At 48.6% G+C, this 14,433-nt stretch carries 16 protein-coding genes, 2 tRNA genes and 2 other RNA genes; 4 read left to right on the forward strand and 16 right to left on the reverse strand.

Annotated elements, in window-relative coordinates:
* Window positions 1-31: 31 nt before the first annotated feature.
* The 3 genes from cls to VHA_RS15680 all read left to right on the forward strand — a co-directional run bounded on the left by cls (window position 32) and on the right by VHA_RS15680 (window position 3,095).
* Window positions 32-1,492, forward strand: a complete 1,461-nt coding sequence (cls, locus tag VHA_RS15670; RefSeq protein ID WP_005506068.1) for a cardiolipin synthase — start codon at window positions 32-34, stop codon at window positions 1,490-1,492.
* Window positions 1,493-1,713: 221 nt separating this feature from the next.
* Window positions 1,714-2,016 carry a hypothetical protein gene (locus VHA_RS15675; RefSeq protein ID WP_040529105.1) on the forward strand — a complete coding sequence of 101 codons (303 nt, stop codon included), beginning with the start codon at window positions 1,714-1,716 and terminating at the stop codon, window positions 2,014-2,016.
* Between the two features lie 158 nt (window positions 2,017-2,174).
* Entirely contained in the window at window positions 2,175-3,095 is a 921-nt protein-coding gene (locus VHA_RS15680) for a manganese-dependent inorganic pyrophosphatase (protein WP_005506074.1), read from the forward strand.
* 458 nt (window positions 3,096-3,553) lie between these two features.
* On the opposite strand, the gene VHA_RS18750 is transcribed toward VHA_RS15680, so the two are convergent.
* The 4 genes from VHA_RS18750 to VHA_RS15695 form a co-directional block, all read right to left on the reverse strand.
* A non-coding RNA gene (locus tag VHA_RS18750) (RtT sRNA) lies at window positions 3,554-3,684 on the reverse strand.
* A 47-nt stretch (window positions 3,685-3,731) separates the two neighbouring features.
* Window positions 3,732-3,862: non-coding RNA, RtT sRNA (locus VHA_RS15685), on the reverse strand.
* A gap of 47 nt (window positions 3,863-3,909) precedes the next feature.
* Window positions 3,910-3,997: transfer RNA gene (locus VHA_RS15690), tRNA-Ser, on the reverse strand.
* A 253-nt stretch (window positions 3,998-4,250) separates the two neighbouring features.
* A tRNA-Ser gene (locus VHA_RS15695) sits at window positions 4,251-4,338 on the reverse strand.
* 203 nt (window positions 4,339-4,541) lie between these two features.
* Here VHA_RS15695 and VHA_RS15700 point away from each other — a divergent pair.
* Window positions 4,542-5,117, forward strand: a complete 576-nt coding sequence (locus tag VHA_RS15700) for a UPF0149 family protein (RefSeq protein WP_005506075.1) — start codon at window positions 4,542-4,544, stop codon at window positions 5,115-5,117.
* A 171-nt stretch (window positions 5,118-5,288) separates the two neighbouring features.
* Here VHA_RS15700 and VHA_RS15705 read toward each other — a convergent pair whose 3' ends face one another.
* From VHA_RS15705 to cydB, 12 genes are all read right to left on the reverse strand, one after another.
* A complete protein-coding gene (locus tag VHA_RS15705) occupies window positions 5,289-6,146 on the reverse strand; it encodes a bile acid:sodium symporter family protein (protein WP_005506076.1) in 858 nt (285 codons plus the stop codon).
* A 102-nt stretch (window positions 6,147-6,248) separates the two neighbouring features.
* The gene (gene nadA / locus VHA_RS15710; RefSeq protein ID WP_040529107.1) at window positions 6,249-7,310 is read right to left on the reverse strand and encodes a quinolinate synthase NadA; all 1,062 of its coding nucleotides are present in this window, start codon (window positions 7,308-7,310) and stop codon (window positions 6,249-6,251) included.
* Window positions 7,311-7,460: 150 nt separating this feature from the next.
* Complete coding sequence (gene ybgF, locus VHA_RS15715) at window positions 7,461-8,195, reverse strand: tol-pal system protein YbgF (RefSeq protein WP_005506079.1); 735 nt, start codon at window positions 8,193-8,195, stop codon at window positions 7,461-7,463.
* Between the two features lie 16 nt (window positions 8,196-8,211).
* On the reverse strand, window positions 8,212-8,733 hold the full coding sequence (gene pal / locus VHA_RS15720) for a peptidoglycan-associated lipoprotein Pal (protein WP_005506081.1): 522 nt from the start codon (window positions 8,731-8,733) through the stop codon (window positions 8,212-8,214).
* A gap of 32 nt (window positions 8,734-8,765) precedes the next feature.
* On the reverse strand, window positions 8,766-10,118 hold the full coding sequence (tolB, locus tag VHA_RS15725; RefSeq protein WP_005506082.1) for a Tol-Pal system beta propeller repeat protein TolB: 1,353 nt from the start codon (window positions 10,116-10,118) through the stop codon (window positions 8,766-8,768).
* 12 nt (window positions 10,119-10,130) lie between these two features.
* A complete protein-coding gene (tolA, locus tag VHA_RS15730) occupies window positions 10,131-11,162 on the reverse strand; it encodes a cell envelope integrity protein TolA (protein WP_005506083.1) in 1,032 nt (343 codons plus the stop codon).
* A gap of 8 nt (window positions 11,163-11,170) precedes the next feature.
* Window positions 11,171-11,617 carry a protein TolR gene (tolR, locus tag VHA_RS15735; RefSeq protein ID WP_005506084.1) on the reverse strand — a complete coding sequence of 149 codons (447 nt, stop codon included), beginning with the start codon at window positions 11,615-11,617 and terminating at the stop codon, window positions 11,171-11,173.
* A 3-nt stretch (window positions 11,618-11,620) separates the two neighbouring features.
* Window positions 11,621-12,307, reverse strand: coding sequence for a protein TolQ (gene tolQ / locus VHA_RS15740; RefSeq protein WP_005506085.1), 687 nt, complete (start codon window positions 12,305-12,307; stop codon window positions 11,621-11,623).
* The gene (gene ybgC / locus VHA_RS15745) at window positions 12,297-12,710 is read right to left on the reverse strand and encodes a tol-pal system-associated acyl-CoA thioesterase (RefSeq protein ID WP_005506087.1); all 414 of its coding nucleotides are present in this window, start codon (window positions 12,708-12,710) and stop codon (window positions 12,297-12,299) included. Before ybgC ends, tolQ begins: the two co-directional genes overlap by 11 nt.
* 162 nt (window positions 12,711-12,872) lie before the next feature.
* Window positions 12,873-13,157 (reverse strand): cyd operon protein YbgE, encoded by a 285-nt coding sequence (ybgE, locus tag VHA_RS15750; RefSeq protein WP_005506089.1) that lies wholly within the window; start codon window positions 13,155-13,157, stop codon window positions 12,873-12,875.
* A gap of 10 nt (window positions 13,158-13,167) precedes the next feature.
* Complete coding sequence (gene cydX / locus VHA_RS18755; RefSeq protein WP_040529108.1) at window positions 13,168-13,278, reverse strand: cytochrome bd-I oxidase subunit CydX; 111 nt, start codon at window positions 13,276-13,278, stop codon at window positions 13,168-13,170.
* A 15-nt stretch (window positions 13,279-13,293) separates the two neighbouring features.
* Window positions 13,294-14,430 (reverse strand): cytochrome d ubiquinol oxidase subunit II, encoded by a 1,137-nt coding sequence (gene cydB, locus VHA_RS15760; RefSeq protein WP_005506093.1) that lies wholly within the window; start codon window positions 14,428-14,430, stop codon window positions 13,294-13,296.
* Window positions 14,431-14,433 lie beyond the last annotated feature (3 nt).

Consider the following 14,433-nt stretch of genomic DNA (forward strand, 5'->3'; position numbering starts at 1 on the left):
TTGGGGCGGGTTTAGAACTAAGTAGATTGAAATGGAAAAGGTTTATCAATTTCTGGTTTGGGCAAGTGTCTTTTTTTATTGGTTACTCATTGCAAGTGTTACGATCCGTGTTGTCCTTAAACGTCGGGCACTCGGTGTGTCCATTGCCTGGTTAATGATCATCTACATTATCCCGATTGTCGGAGTGTTTCTTTATTTGCTGTTTGGTGAACTCAACCTAGGGCGAAAGCGGGCCGAACGTGCAAAAGCAATGTTTGCCCCTTATGGCAAGTGGTTTGAAACAATAAACGAATGCGAAGCCCATCGTCCTCAACATCAAAGCTTTCTTTCCCGCCCTGTGCATGATTTATGCTTGCGACGGGCAGGTATTCCTGCACTTGCAGGGAATCAACTGACTCTTTTCAATGAACCTGCCGATATCCTTCGCAACATTGCCCAAGATGTGAAAGAAGCACAGCACTCTATCAATATGGTGTTCTACATCTGGCATTTAGGCGGTCACGCAGATGATGTGGCAAAAGCCGTGTGTGATGCTGCACAACGCGGTGTTACCGTACGAATCCTGTTGGATTCAGCAGGCAGTAAGCAATTCTTCCGCAGCCATTGGCCAGACGCCATGCGAAAGGCAGGCGTAGAACTGATTGAAGCGCTGGCCGTGAGCCCAGCCCGTATGTTCCTCCGTCGTCTTGACATTCGCCAACACCGCAAGATGGTGATTATCGACAATAAAATTGGTTATACAGGCTCAATGAACCTGGTCGACCCACGGTTTTTCAAACAATATGCCGGTGTCGGTCAATGGGTAGACATTATGGTGAAATCAGAAGGTCCCTCAGTGCCGGTCCTTAACAGCATTTTTGCCTGGGATTGGGAAGTGGAAACTGGCCTTCGTTATCTACCAGAATTGCCGGAGTGCAGCCTGATTGAAGAGCACCAACATGCCAATCACTCTGTGCAGGTGGTGCCATCTGGACCGGGAATGCCAGATGGCATTATCCAACAAGTCCTCATGTTGGCCATTCATCAGGCGAAAAAGAGCCTGACAATCACGACCCCCTATCTGGTGCCGAGCGAAAGCCTGCTTAATGCCTTACAAACCACGGCTCAACGCGGAGTTACCGTGAATATCATTATTCCAGCCAAAAACGATAGCTTAATGGTGGAATGGGCAAGCCGCTCTTTCTTTAACGATCTTCTTCGGGCTGGCATCAATATCTATCGTTTCAAAGGAGGTATGTTGCACACCAAGTCTGTCATGGTGGATAACAACTTTTGTTTGATTGGCACTGTCAATCTGGACATGCGAAGTCTGTGGCTAAACTTTGAATTAACGCTCTGTATTGATGATCCAGAATTCTGCAAAGACTTAGTCGCGCTACAGGCGTCGTATATGGCTGATTCTACCCTGGTTGATCAACAAAAGTGGGAAAGGCGCTCCGTGTTGAATCGCCCTGTTGAGCAGTTTTTTTATATGTTCAGCCCACTGTTATAGTTTTTGGGACACGTGCGGACACTACGTGTATTTTCCCACTCATCATCTGCAACTCTTTAAAAAGACGAAAGATTTACCGCACAAAATACGAGAAAAAAGATCCGTTTGAACATCAGTGTCTTGATCGATATTAATGCATACTTATACCGTTTTAACCGCCCCAGATACCCACTGTTGACTACACTTTAAATGCGGAATGGGAATGCTGCTAAGGGGAAGCTATGCTAGCTCGACACAGACACTATTTATTGAAAGACACAAAGCAATTACATGCTCATGTCCAGGTTAATCCCACTGGACTCGTGGAAGTTGAAATCTTAGAAAAACGCCAACGTCACGCCGCTGAGTTTGAACATTTAAAATTTGAACGCAGCGGACGCGTAACGAAGTTGGTAGGCAAACATACGTCAAACGGCAAACCGGTTCATTGGCAACTGCCACTTGCGAATGATGATGCCAAAGAACTGGAAAACCTCATCGAAGAAGCCTCAGAAGAGCTTGAAATATTGATGAGAGATTTATAAGAATACAAGGCAATAACAACGAACCTTTCTTTTCGCTGCTTCGGCAGCGTTTTTCTGGTGGTTACCTGCGACATCCTCATACAATGGATGAATGTACATTTAAACCTACTCTGGTAAAATGCGCCCAAATTTAAATGTGAGCATGACGAGAGCCAACTATGCCAATGTATGTTGTGGGTCATAAGATCCCTGATTCTGATTCAATCTGCGGTGCGATTGCACTTGCGTACCTGAAAAACCAAATCGGTGAGCCTGCGGTTGCAACACGTCTGGGTGAAGTTTCGCCTGAAACGGCATTCATTCTGGAGCGTTTTGGTTTCGAAGCGCCAGAGCTAAAGCTAAGCTATGCAGGTGAAGAAGTTTACATCGTTGACCACTCTGAGCTGACTCAAGCACCTGACGATATCGCAGAAGCGACTATCGTAGGTATTGTTGACCACCACAAACTGGGCGACCTGACAACGTCTACCCCGCTTGAATGCTGGATTCGCCCTGTAGGCTGTTCTAACACCGTCATCAAGATGATGTACGATTTCCACGGTGTCGATATTCCAAAAGAAATCGCAGGTATCATGATGTGTGCGATCCTGAGTGACACCGTCATTTTCAAATCACCAACCTGCACCACTGCTGATATCCGTTGTGTGGAAGACTTAGCGAAAATCGCCGATGTTGATGATTTTGAAGCATTGGGCATGGAAATGTTCAATGTGAAGTCTGCAGTAGCAGGCACCCCAATCCGTGACCTTGTAATGCGTGATTTCAAAGACTTCAATATGAACGGTAATCTAGTGGGTATTGGCCAGCTGGAAGTTGTTGATCTGACTGTCTTTGACGACATCAAAGCCGAATTGGAAGCAGACATTGCAACGCTGAAAGAGGAAGGCAAACGCCATACCGTGATGCTGCTTCTCACTGACATTATGAAGGAAGGGTCAGAGTTGTTGGTTGTTTCTGATGATGTCGCGGTTGTTGAGCGTGCATACGGTAAACAAACCGAAAACGGTCGTGTTTGGCTGGACGGTGTATTAAGCCGTAAGAAGCAAGTCGTTCCACCACTTCAGGAAGCCTTTGCATAATCTTTAAAAAGGGCGGGCTACCGCCCTTTTTATTGTAACGCCACCCTTCTAATCGACTGAAAATAAAAGAATATTGACATTCCCTCCTTGCTTTTACCTGACAAAAGCAACCACCATTATTTCTTTATCCCTCTCTGCTAGTCGATATAACTAGAAAACCCTTAAAATTCGATTTAAAACACTGCATGCAAAATATTGATGCACATCACACCTTAGAGCATAATTTGCGCAATTAATCACCAAGAGGATCCTACTGTGTCAAAAAAGATCGCTGCTAAGGTTTCCAACTATGTACCATTATTCGTTCTAGTAGGCGTCGCTATTGCATTCACCGTGTTCAATGCAATGTACTGGGGTGGTGTATTGTAAGTAATGAAATGCACTGCAAGGCTACCTTGCACTTTCTCCATAAGATAGAAACGAGGGAAACCCGAGAATCCCTGCTCGAGTTTTAAATATGGCGGTGAGGGAGGGATGATTCGTCACTTCGTTCCTCACCCCTTCGGGGCCGTCGGCAAGCCGACGTTGCGCGGCTTCGCCGCTGTGCGAACCCTGTCGAGGGCTCTCACCCTCCCTACACATTTTCCTTGGCCCTGAAACGAGAAAACCCAAGCATCTCTGCTCGGGTTTTAAATATGGCGGTGAGGGAGGGATGATTCGTCACTTCGTTCCTCACCCCTTCGGGGCCGTCGGCAAGCCGACGTTGCGCGGCTTCGCCGCTGTGCGAACCCTGTCGAGGGCTCTCACCCTCCCTACACATTTTCCTTGGCCCTGAAACGAGAAAACCCAAGCATCTCTGCTCGGGTTTTAAATATGGCGGTGAGGGAGGGATTCGAACCCTCGATACGTTGCCGTATACACACTTTCCAGGCGTGCTCCTTCAGCCACTCGGACACCTCACCATATTGTGATTGGGCTTGTCGTCTCAACGGAGCGTACTATAGTGAGTTCGGCATACAGGGTCAATGGTTTGCTGAAGATTGGAGTCACGTTCGCACAGGGAACAACCAAATCTCTTCGTTTAAACTTAACTGGTTGAAATGTGTTAATTCATCTTCGCCGCTATGCGAGCCCTGTCGAGGGCTTTCATCCTCCTCGCACTTTCTCTTTCCCTGAAACGAGAAAACCCAAGCATTTCTGCTTGGGTTTTGAATATGGCGGTGAGGGAGGGATTCGAACCCTCGATACGTTGCCGTATACACACTTTCCAGGCGTGCTCCTTCAGCCACTCGGACACCTCACCATATTGTGGTTGGGCTTATCGCCTCAACGGGGCGCTACTATAGGGAAGCCAGGAAATAAGGTCAATAAAATTCCTAAAAAAAACACGCAAGTGTTTAAGAATCAAACGACATTGGGTAATTTGCGCGAGCTGATTGCTTTTCTCTCTGCGTTTCTCACCCACACTGGTAGAATGGCCGCTTAAATCGGAAAAGAGAGTGTTTCATGTCTATCTCGCTATCACAATTTATCGCCGAAAACGGTCTGGAACAAAAATTGTTGTCTGCTGTACAAACTGAAGGGTTTGTTACGGCGATGGCGGCTGCGCCACATCTTATTGATCCCAGCGAATGGCTGGCGTTTATGTGGGGTGGTGAAGAGGAAGCGCCGTTTGCTAGCCATGAACAACTGGAACAGTATGCCAATATCATCGTAAATATGTGGAACACGCAGCGCGGTGCCCTGCTTTCCAATGAGTGGAAATGGCCTGAAGCCTGTGCATTGAGTGAAAGCGACATTGTTAATCAGGCAACCCGCGAATATTGCGAAGGCATGCTTCAGGGTTGGACCCTATGCCGTGATGACTGGGAAACCCTGATGCCAGAAGACTCTCAGGAAAATGCGCTGCTGGGTGGCGTGTTGTTATCTATCAGCCTGTTGTTTGATCCAGAATCAGCGCTAGCGGCCATGGCAGAACAAGGCGCTGGTGAACTGGCACAGTTTGAAGAGGTCTTTAATGGTATGCCTGTCATGCTTTGTGGCCTTGCCATACGTGCATACCAGATGGCAGAGCAACAATAATACCCTTGCGACTTTCTTATTTGAAAAGTGACTATTTTAAGGGCCACCTTTTATCCCAACACGCTCCCGTGGCATTCACAATATAATAAGCCGCACCTATCGTGTTTGGTGACTGCGCAAGGCTGAAAACCCAAAGACGCCTCAGCCATGGCTGAGGCACATTGGCGCTGTCTATATAGTGAGCGATTTTCCCATGCGCTTGTTCAGTAAGATCAGAATAATTGCCGGGATATTCATCAACACGCCGTAAAGCAGTGGTGTTAACGCCAACTCCGGCTGCTGAAGCTGTACGATAGCAACGAAAATCGCTGTTCCTGCGTTCTGGATCCCCACTTCAATGGCAAACGTTTTGGAAAGCTTGCTATCCCCTGAAAACAGCTTAGCGACAGCGACACCCAACCCCATTCCCAGCAGACACAACAGAAGCACCATCACAGAGGCAATTGAGAACAATTGTGAGAATACCGCCGTATTGGCAGCCAGCGTGACAGCTACAGTAAAAAACAGGGCCCACAGCGCTGAACTCGCAGCAAATGCGGAAAACCGGGCAAACCCTTCCCCGTTCATAACGTGCCTTATTGCCATCCCCAGTGTCACTGGCAATAAGGTGACCGCAACCAACTGTAAAATCGCAGTCTTAACCGGAATGGCCGCTGAAACATCTGTCAGAACGACAGGGAGCAGAAGAGGCAGGCTAAAAGGAATAATCAGGCTACTCACCGCAGTCATGGTAATCGAGAGTGCAGAATCGCCACCTGCAAGATGACTGATTGCATTGGAAGAAGCCCCGCCAGGTGCTAATGCCAAGATCCAAAGCCCTACAGCAACCATGTCCGGAAGAGCAAACACATGAACCATGGTGAAAGCAATTAGCGGAAGGCCAATAAGCTGCGCTGCCAATCCCGCTGCAATCTTGCCAGGATAATCAACCACACGTTTGAAATCTGCCACCGAAAGCGTTATACCCACGCAGAACATCATCCAGCCGAGCGCCAAAGGAAGCCCGATTGTTAACATTGCCTGTGCCATCATGCTCCTTCATTTCTTCAATCACAAAAAAGGCGAACACCATGCCCGCCTTTACACCCAAGCAACCTGAAAATGCTTGGGTATATACAATAAACCCATATGTCAGGCGTTGCCCTTTACCTGCAGTTGTAGTGAGGCTGCGAAATCCAACATCCGGTTCAGTGGCACAAGAGACTTAACGCGAATTGCTTCATCGACATGGATCTCATGCGCTTCGCCACCTTCATGCAGTGCCCGCTCAATCGCTCTCAGGCCATTCATCGCCATCCAGGGGCAATGCGCGCAGCTGCGGCAGGTTGCACCTGCACCTGCTGTCGGCGCTTCAATCAACTCTTTTTCCGGTACCATCTGCTGCATCTTAAAGAAGATGCCTTTATCCGTTGCCACAATCAATTGTTGGTGAGGTAGCGCTTTTGCCGCTTTGATAAGCTGGCTGGTTGAACCCACGGCATCAGCGAGTTGAACCACACTTGCTGGTGATTCAGGGTGCACCAGAATCGCTGCATCAGGATACACGGCTTTCATGTCTTTCAGCGCTTTAGCCGAAAACTCATCATGAACCACACACTCACCCTGCCACAGCAGCATGTCAGCACCGGTTTTATTTGCGATATATGAGCCAAGATGGCGGTCTGGCCCCCAGATAATTTTCTTATCCTGGGCATCCAGGTGCTCAACGATTTCAAGTGCAATCGAGGATGTCACCACCCAGTCTGCTCGCGCTTTTACCGCGGCAGAGGTGTTGGCATAAACCACCACAGTATGGTCAGGATGGGCATCGCAAAATTCAGTGAATTTGTCTTCAGGACAGCCTAAATCCAGCGAGCATTCGGCCTCAAGGGTCGGCATCAGAACGGTTTTTTCAGGCGTGAGGATTTTGGCACTTTCGCCCATAAAACGGACGCCCGCCACCAGAAGGGTTTTGGCTGGATGCTTGTTACCAAACTTGGCCATTTCCAGTGAATCACCCACAAAGCCGCCGGTTTCTTCAGCCAGTGCCTGAATTTCCGGGTCGGTGTAGTAGTGAGCAATCATGACTGCATCTTTGTCCTTGAGCAGTTGTTTGATGCTCGCGATGTAGTCAGCTTTTTGTTGCTCGGACAATGCCTCCGGCTTCGGAGGGAAGGGATATACTGTCTCTGCAGTATTAAGAATCTGGCTCATCAGCTTACTCAAATTGGCTTCCAATTCGGGTATTATACCCAGCTTGGCCGGGAACTTTCACCATTAATAACACATCCGCCCTATCCAACGCCTTTTAAACGGCAAGAAGGCCAGTTGCAATGCTGGCCTTCTTATTTTTATAGAATTCGATTACTGGCTAAGCTGCTTTTGAGCCTGCTTCGCTGTTGTTGTGCCAGGGTATTCCTTCACAACCTGTTCAAAGAGTGCCTTCGCAGAAGCGCCATCACTCTGACGTTCGGCAATGATACCCAGCTTCAGGAGCGCATCCGCCCGTTTGCTGGATTTAGCAAACTGGCTGACAGCAGTGAAATTTTTCTTCGCATCATCCAGCTGGCTCTTTGAAAAATAGAGCTGACCGAGCCAGTAATGGGCGTTTGGCTTATAAATCGATTCAGGGTATTTAGTCAGGAATGCATTGAACGCATCGACAGCACCGGCATAATTCTTTTTCTTCAGGATGAGATTCACCGCCGCATCATATTCTGCATTTTCCGACTGATTCGTCGAGTAAGACGCTTCCGAACTCTTTCCGTCCGGTTCACGCTCGACTGCAGGTACAGGTTTTGTGTTTCTTAGCGTATCAATCTCGCGGTAAAGATCACGCTGACGCTCCAGCATCTGATTTAACTCATAGCTATTTCTTTCGACAGTACCGCGTAATTCGTCAAGCTCACCGGCCATTTGGTCAAGCTGACGCTGCATGTCGATTTGCATCTGGTTTCGTGCTTCCAGCATACGCTCCAAGCGCTCGAAAGAGCTACCACTACCGCCCAACTCAGTCACCGGAGCAGGTGCGGCAGCCACCGGGGCCGCCACACTCACCAGTAACGCCAGCGAAAGAAAACGCAAAGTGTTACTGCTCATAAGATTTACCTTTTAATCAGTAAACCAGAACCGCACGACGGTTCTTTGAGTACGCGTCTTCACCCTGACCAAGAACCAGTGGCTTTTCTTCACCGTAGCTTACGATAGAGATTTGAGAAGACGGCACACCCAACGCTTGCAGGTATTTAGCGACTGCGTTTGCACGGCGCTCACCCAGTGCGATGTTGTACTCCGGCGTACCACGCTCATCGGCGTGACCTTCTACTACCACTTTGATATCAGCATTTGCGCGCAGGAATTCTGCATGAGCATCCAGCATGTCTTCAAATTGTGGCAACACTGAGTAGTCGTCAAAGCTAAAGTAAACAGTTTGTGACTGGCGCAGTTCGTTATTGCGGATTTCCTGCTCAGTTAAACCGCCCTGACCACCGTCTACCGGCGTGACAACGGTTGTTTGCGAACCGGTATTTGTTTCAGTGCCAGTACTGTCAGTAGAACTGTCGCTTGAGCTACATGCTGCCAGAGTAAACATAGGCAGAGCTACAGCCAAACTTTTAAGTACTTTATTAACTTGCATCTTGTTTTCCTTATATCAAATAAGCGCAAATATTATTGGAACGGGGACCATGCTGGGGCTCTCACCCGACCATTAGTCGCTGGCAGACGTGCTTTGAAGCGCCCATCAATAGACACCATAGAAAGCACATTACTACGCCCGTATACTGAGCTGTAAATCACCATGCTGCCATTTGGCGCAAGACTAGGAGATTCATCCAACATCGTTTTCGTTAGAATCTCTACAGCACCCGTTTGCAAATCTTGTTTTGCAATGTTGTAGCCTGAGTCCGAACGATGAACCATTACCAAGTATCGACCATCCGGAGTGAGCTGACCGCCGAGATTCTGGCTGCCTTGCCAAGTAATCCTGTTGGTGGACCCATCAGATAAATTTACTCGATAAATCTGTGGTTTACCACCCCGGTCTGATGTAAAGATCAAAGACTGCCCGTCTGGCGCCCAGAATGGCTCGGTATTATTGGCCCGCCCCTTGGTGATTTGTTCAAGCTGGCGGGTATTCAAATCCATTACATAAATTTGCAGACTGCCGGTTTTTGACAGCACCATCGCCAGTTTACTGCCATCCGGCGAGAAGCGCGGCGAGCCATTGTGACGCGGAAATGAAGAAATCATTTGACGCTCACCTGTATAAATATTGGTGAGAAATATCTGCGCCTGACCATTCTCAAAGCTCACATAAGCCAGTTGCTTACCATCTGGCGACCATGAGGGAGACATCAACGGTTGTGTTGAACTCAGAACACGATGTTCATTATACCCGTCATAGTCTGAAATCCTGAGTTGATAAGGATGGTCAGATTTCTCATCAATCACCACGTAGGCTATACGGGTCAAAAACGCCCCTTTCTCACCGGTTAATTTTTCATATATTCTATCAGCGATAAGGTGTGCCAACTTTCTTAACGCCTCTTGCCCCACCGTGTGTCTAGAATGAATCAGCAGGTGATCTTTAGTGATAACCAGTTCGCCGGACGCTGATAAGCCTTTACTTTGCCCCCCGGTTAACTGACCACGGACAATATCAATTAACTGATATTCAATCTGGTATTTTCCTCCCGCAGCAGGCTTCACTGTTCCGGTCACTAAAGCATCTACACCTATTGCTGTCCAGTCATTAAAATCCACCTCAGTATCGTTGTAAGGTGTCTGCGGCATCTTGTCAGTAGGTATGGGACTAAACTTACCGCTTCGCTGCAAATCGGAAGCAACGACCGCTGAAACATCCGTAGGAAGCTTGCCCTCGCCTTCCCATTTGAAAGGGACAATGGCAATAGGTCGTGCGGAGTTAATCCCTTCGGTGATGACCAGCTTCAACTCTGCCTGTGCAGGTTGAATCACTGCCAACATCATCGCTACTGCCCCGAAGAGTAAATGTTTCAACATGAAGGATCCCTCTTACTCTGGTTTCACAGTCAGCTCAATATCTTGAAGCTGGGCTGCGATTTCTTTGTCATCTGGCATTGGGAAAGATGACACTTTCAATACCGCCGCTTTAGTTGCACGACAAAGTGAAGGGTTTCCCCCCACTTCATTCACATCCAACAAAAGTCCGGAGCCGGATATTCGCATTTTAACAATACATTCCTGCCCGCGAAGATTGTTATCAACAAGCAAGTTTTGTTTAATCATTTGCGTGTAAATAGCACCAAAACGGGCTGCTTCGTCATTCACGAAACGTCCCCGAGCCGTATCCCGCGTGGCGGACTCCGACTCGAGACCGCTAAAAAGCTCATTGAGGGCAGCCTCCTGCTCTGCTTGCTTACGCTTGGCTTCAGCTGCTTTGCGCTCGGCTTCTTTACGTGCAGCTTCTGCTTTACGGGCTGCTTCTTCGGCTTTTTTCTTCTCCGCAAGTTTACGCTGACGCTCCTCTTCGGCCTTGCGTGCTTCTTCTTCAGCACGCTTTTTCTCAGCCAGTTTGCGTTGGCGCTCCTCTTCCGCTTTGCGTTGTTCCTCAAGCACGCGTTGTCGCTCAGCTTCTGCTGCCACGGCTTTCTCTTTCGCTAATCGTGCCGCTTCTTCAGCTTGACGTTGCTCTTCAGCTGCTTTCTTTTTCGCTTCAGCGATACGTTTACGTTCGGTTTCGGCCTCACGCGCTTCTTTTTCAGCGGCCAGCTTTTCTGCCTTTAACTCCCGCAGACGCTTTTCTTCCTGTTCGCGCTGTTGCTCTAACAACTGTGCCTGCTGTTCAAGGCGGCGAAGACGAGCATCCTCTTGGCGCTTGGCTTCATCTCGCTGCTGGCGGATTTTACGCGCTTGTTCATTCACCACATTTGGGTCAATCACAACCGCCTCAATGCTCTGGCCACTTGGTTGGTGCGCCACTTTTGTAAAGTCCGCTCCCCAAAGCAGGCCACCAATCAACAAGGCATGAAGCAATACTGAAGCTACTATTGCGCCTGTATAGCTTGTTTTCTGCTTATTTTTCATTCCAATTCTCATGAATCAAGCGGTTCCGTCATCAGTCCCACTGACGAGACTCCTGCTTGGTTCAGCGCATCCAGAGTAAGAATGATTTCTGAATAAGGTACGCGCCCATCACCGCCGACCAGCACGGGTGATTTAGGATTAACTTCCAGTTCAGCTTTCACCCGGATCAACAGATCCTGCAGTGACAGACCGCGCTGCATATCTCCGTTGTTCACGGAAAGCCCTAAGCCGCCGTTTTGATCCACTTCCACGATGATAAATGCGCCGCTGTCCTCTTCTTTTGCCAGCTCAGCGGCCGTTTTCGCAGTGGTGGTTTGCGGAAGATCAACATCCACCCCTTGCGTCACGAAAGGTGCCGTTACCATAAAGATGATCAACAGTACCAGCATGACGTCGATATAGGGCACCACGTTGATTTCAGCAGTCATCTTGCGCCGTTTACGCTGATAAGGCATGGCTTACTCCTTCGGCGCCGCGAATGCCTGGCGGTGAAGAATACTTGAAAACTCCTCCATGAAATTTATGTAGTTGTTTTCAAGTTTACCGACTTTCGATGTCAATCTGTTGTACGCCATCACCGCAGGAATCGCCGCAAACAGACCCATAGCTGTTGCTACCAGTGCTTCTGCGATACCCGGTGCCACCATTGCCAGCGTGGCCTGCTTAACTGCGCCAAGTGCAATAAACGCATGCATAATGCCCCAAACCGTACCAAACAGGCCGATATATGGGCTGATAGAGCCGACAGTCGCCAAAAACGGTAAGTTGGTTTCTAAAGACTCAACTTCTTTCGACAAAGAAACACGCATCGCACGGGACGTCCCTTCCATCACCGCTTCCGGCACCTTGCCATTACTACGATGAAGGCGGGCAAACTCTTTAAAGCCAGAATAGAAAATTTGTTCACTGCCAGACAATTTATCTTTGCGTGCCTGCACTTCCTGGAACAATTGCGATAAGTCCACCCCTGACCAGAAACGGTCTTCAAAGCGCTCGGCTTTGGTAAATGCTTCTGACAGCACCTGAGAGCGCTTAATGATCATTGTCCAAGACACGATAGACATGCCCAGCAGAACCAACATCACCGCTTTTACCAGCAGACTCGCCTGCAAGAACAGATCAAGAATTGAAAGTTCAGCGCTCACTTAACATCTCCGATTGAATCGTTTTAGGAATGGATTTTGGTTTCATTTTCTCAGAGTCGACACAGGCTACCTTAACCGTGGCCCGACACAACACGTCACCGTCTGAATTCACCAAATCCTGACAGAATGTGATGGTCGCCCGACGCAACTCAGCTACCCTTGTTTCAACGGTAAGTTGTTCGTCAAGGGTAGCTCCTTTCAGGAAGTCTATATCCATGTGACGCACAACGAATGCCGTATGTTCTTCAAATAACGTATGTTGATGGACACCGATGCTGCGCAGAAGTTCGGTTCTCGCACGCTCGAAGTATTTGAGGTAGTTCGCATGATAAACAAGTCCACCGGTATCGGTGTCTTCGTAATAGATACGAACAGGCCAGCAGAATGGATGGAGATTCCTCATCCTGATAATTACCTGAAATCCATAGTAAGGTTTAGCGGATTACTATAACTGACTTGCTTAACAGTTTAAATGCACCAAGCAGCGCGGAAGGTCACGATTGACGCAAAATAAAACAGCCCGGCTGTTATAACCAGGCTGTTTAGTGTTGTATCACAGGGAATATCAGGCAAATGCTTTTGCAAGCACAGATATCATCACCAGCCAGGCGAATGGCGGGAAGAAGACCAGTTGCCACAACCAGAATCGCGGCTTAAATCCCATACCATGGATCATTCCCGTACAAGTCGCCCAAACGAGGGCCGGGCCGTTAGCAACGGAAAAGCCGCCTATCCTGTCAGCAAAGCTCTGGGGATCCCACATCACCAAGCCACTGCATGTTAACGCCAAAGCCAGCGATAACAGCGTAAGAACACGGATATGAAGACGGTCATACAAACCGTCTAGCATAGTCCCGAACTTAGTCTTCACTGTCGTGATCCATCGCTTCGGTATGTTCTAACCAAAGCGCATTGATGATACCGAATGAGCACGCCAGCAATAATCCCAGAATCCAAGCGAAATACCACATGGTTTACCCCTTCTTTTAGTACAGTGAACTTTGGTTGTCTTCGATGAACTTGTCATCAAGACGACCGAACATTTTGTAGTAACACCAGATAGTGTAACCAAGAATGATGGGCACCATCACCAACGCGACACCCGTCATGATGTTCAGCGTCAGTTCACTGGAGGTCGCATCCCACATAGTCAGGCTGTGTGATGGGAACAGGCTAGAAGGCATGACAAATGGGAACATTGCAAAGCCTGCCGTCAAGATCACACTGGCAATGGCGAGACTTGAGAACAGGAAAGCAAAGCCACCGCGCTCAAGACGAGATGCAACCGCAGACAGCAGAGGCATCACCACAGCCAGCACGGGAGCTACCCAAAGTATTGGATACGTTTCATAGTTGTTAAACCACGCACCAGTCAGTGTCGTGACATCTTTGTTCAGCGGATTGGACACAGCATCCGTTACGATTTGACTGGTAATAACGTAACCTTCAATGCTTTGTGCCCAAAAACCTGCAATCGCAAAACAGACAGCCGTCAAAACTGCGCTGATTTGCGCCACATTACGCGCACGAACATGCAGCACATCTGTCGTCTTCATCTGCAGCCAGGTCGCACCTTGGGTCACAATCATAAACAGACTGACCAGGCCACACAGAATCGCGAAAGGATTCAATAGGCCAAAGAACGAGCCATGATACGTTGGGATCAACAGGTCGCTCAGTTCAAACGGCACGCCTTGTAACAGGTTACCGAACGCCACACCGAAGATGATAGGCGGCACGAAACTACCGATAAAGATGGCCCAGTCCCAAGCACTGCGCCAACGTGTGTCTTCAATTTTAGAGCGGTAATCAAAGCCCACAGGACGAAACCACAATGCCGCCAACGTCAGGATCATCGCCAGGTAGAAACCAGAGAATGACACCGCATAAACCAGCGGCCATGCTGCGAACAGCGCACCACCCGCTGTGATCAACCAAACCTGATTACCATCCCAGTGTGGGGCGATAGAGTTAATCATGACACGGCGCTCGTTGTCGGTTTTACCGATAACGGGTACCAACGCACCAACCCCCATGTCAAAGCCGTCAGTCACAGCAAAACCAATCAGCAGCACGCCAATCAGCAGCCACCAGATTAAACGTAGAATTTCATAATCAAACATTGC

This window comes from Grimontia hollisae CIP 101886 (assembly GCF_000176515.1).
GTDB classification, from domain to species: Bacteria; Pseudomonadota; Gammaproteobacteria; order Enterobacterales; family Vibrionaceae; genus Enterovibrio; species Enterovibrio hollisae.

What these genes read in the sequence shown, in the direction of transcription:
- tolB (WP_005506082.1), bottom strand. Translation starts at nt 10,118, where the DNA reads ATGTTGAAACATTTACTCTTCGGGGCAGTAGCGATGATGTTGGCAGTG.
- VHA_RS15675 (WP_040529105.1), top strand. Translation starts at nt 1,714, where the DNA reads ATGCTAGCTCGACACAGACACTATTTATTGAAAGACACAAAGCAATTA.
- pal (WP_005506081.1), bottom strand. Translation starts at nt 8,733, where the DNA reads ATGCAAGTTAATAAAGTACTTAAAAGTTTGGCTGTAGCTCTGCCTATG.
- VHA_RS15700 (WP_005506075.1), top strand. Translation starts at nt 4,542, where the DNA reads ATGTCTATCTCGCTATCACAATTTATCGCCGAAAACGGTCTGGAACAA.
- ybgF (WP_005506079.1), bottom strand. Translation starts at nt 8,195, where the DNA reads ATGAGCAGTAACACTTTGCGTTTTCTTTCGCTGGCGTTACTGGTGAGT.
- nadA (WP_040529107.1), bottom strand. Translation starts at nt 7,310, where the DNA reads ATGAGCCAGATTCTTAATACTGCAGAGACAGTATATCCCTTCCCTCCG.
- tolA (WP_005506083.1), bottom strand. Translation starts at nt 11,162, where the DNA reads ATGAAAAATAAGCAGAAAACAAGCTATACAGGCGCAATAGTAGCTTCA.
- VHA_RS15705 (WP_005506076.1), bottom strand. Translation starts at nt 6,146, where the DNA reads ATGGCACAGGCAATGTTAACAATCGGGCTTCCTTTGGCGCTCGGCTGG.
- tolR (WP_005506084.1), bottom strand. Translation starts at nt 11,617, where the DNA reads ATGCCTTATCAGCGTAAACGGCGCAAGATGACTGCTGAAATCAACGTG.
- ybgC (WP_005506087.1), bottom strand. Translation starts at nt 12,710, where the DNA reads ATGAGGAATCTCCATCCATTCTGCTGGCCTGTTCGTATCTATTACGAA.
- cls (WP_005506068.1), top strand. Translation starts at nt 32, where the DNA reads ATGGAAAAGGTTTATCAATTTCTGGTTTGGGCAAGTGTCTTTTTTTAT.
- ybgE (WP_005506089.1), bottom strand. Translation starts at nt 13,157, where the DNA reads ATGCTAGACGGTTTGTATGACCGTCTTCATATCCGTGTTCTTACGCTG.
- cydB (WP_005506093.1), bottom strand. Translation starts at nt 14,430, where the DNA reads ATGTTTGATTATGAAATTCTACGTTTAATCTGGTGGCTGCTGATTGGC.
- VHA_RS15680 (WP_005506074.1), top strand. Translation starts at nt 2,175, where the DNA reads ATGCCAATGTATGTTGTGGGTCATAAGATCCCTGATTCTGATTCAATC.
- cydX (WP_040529108.1), bottom strand. Translation starts at nt 13,278, where the DNA reads ATGTGGTATTTCGCTTGGATTCTGGGATTATTGCTGGCGTGCTCATTC.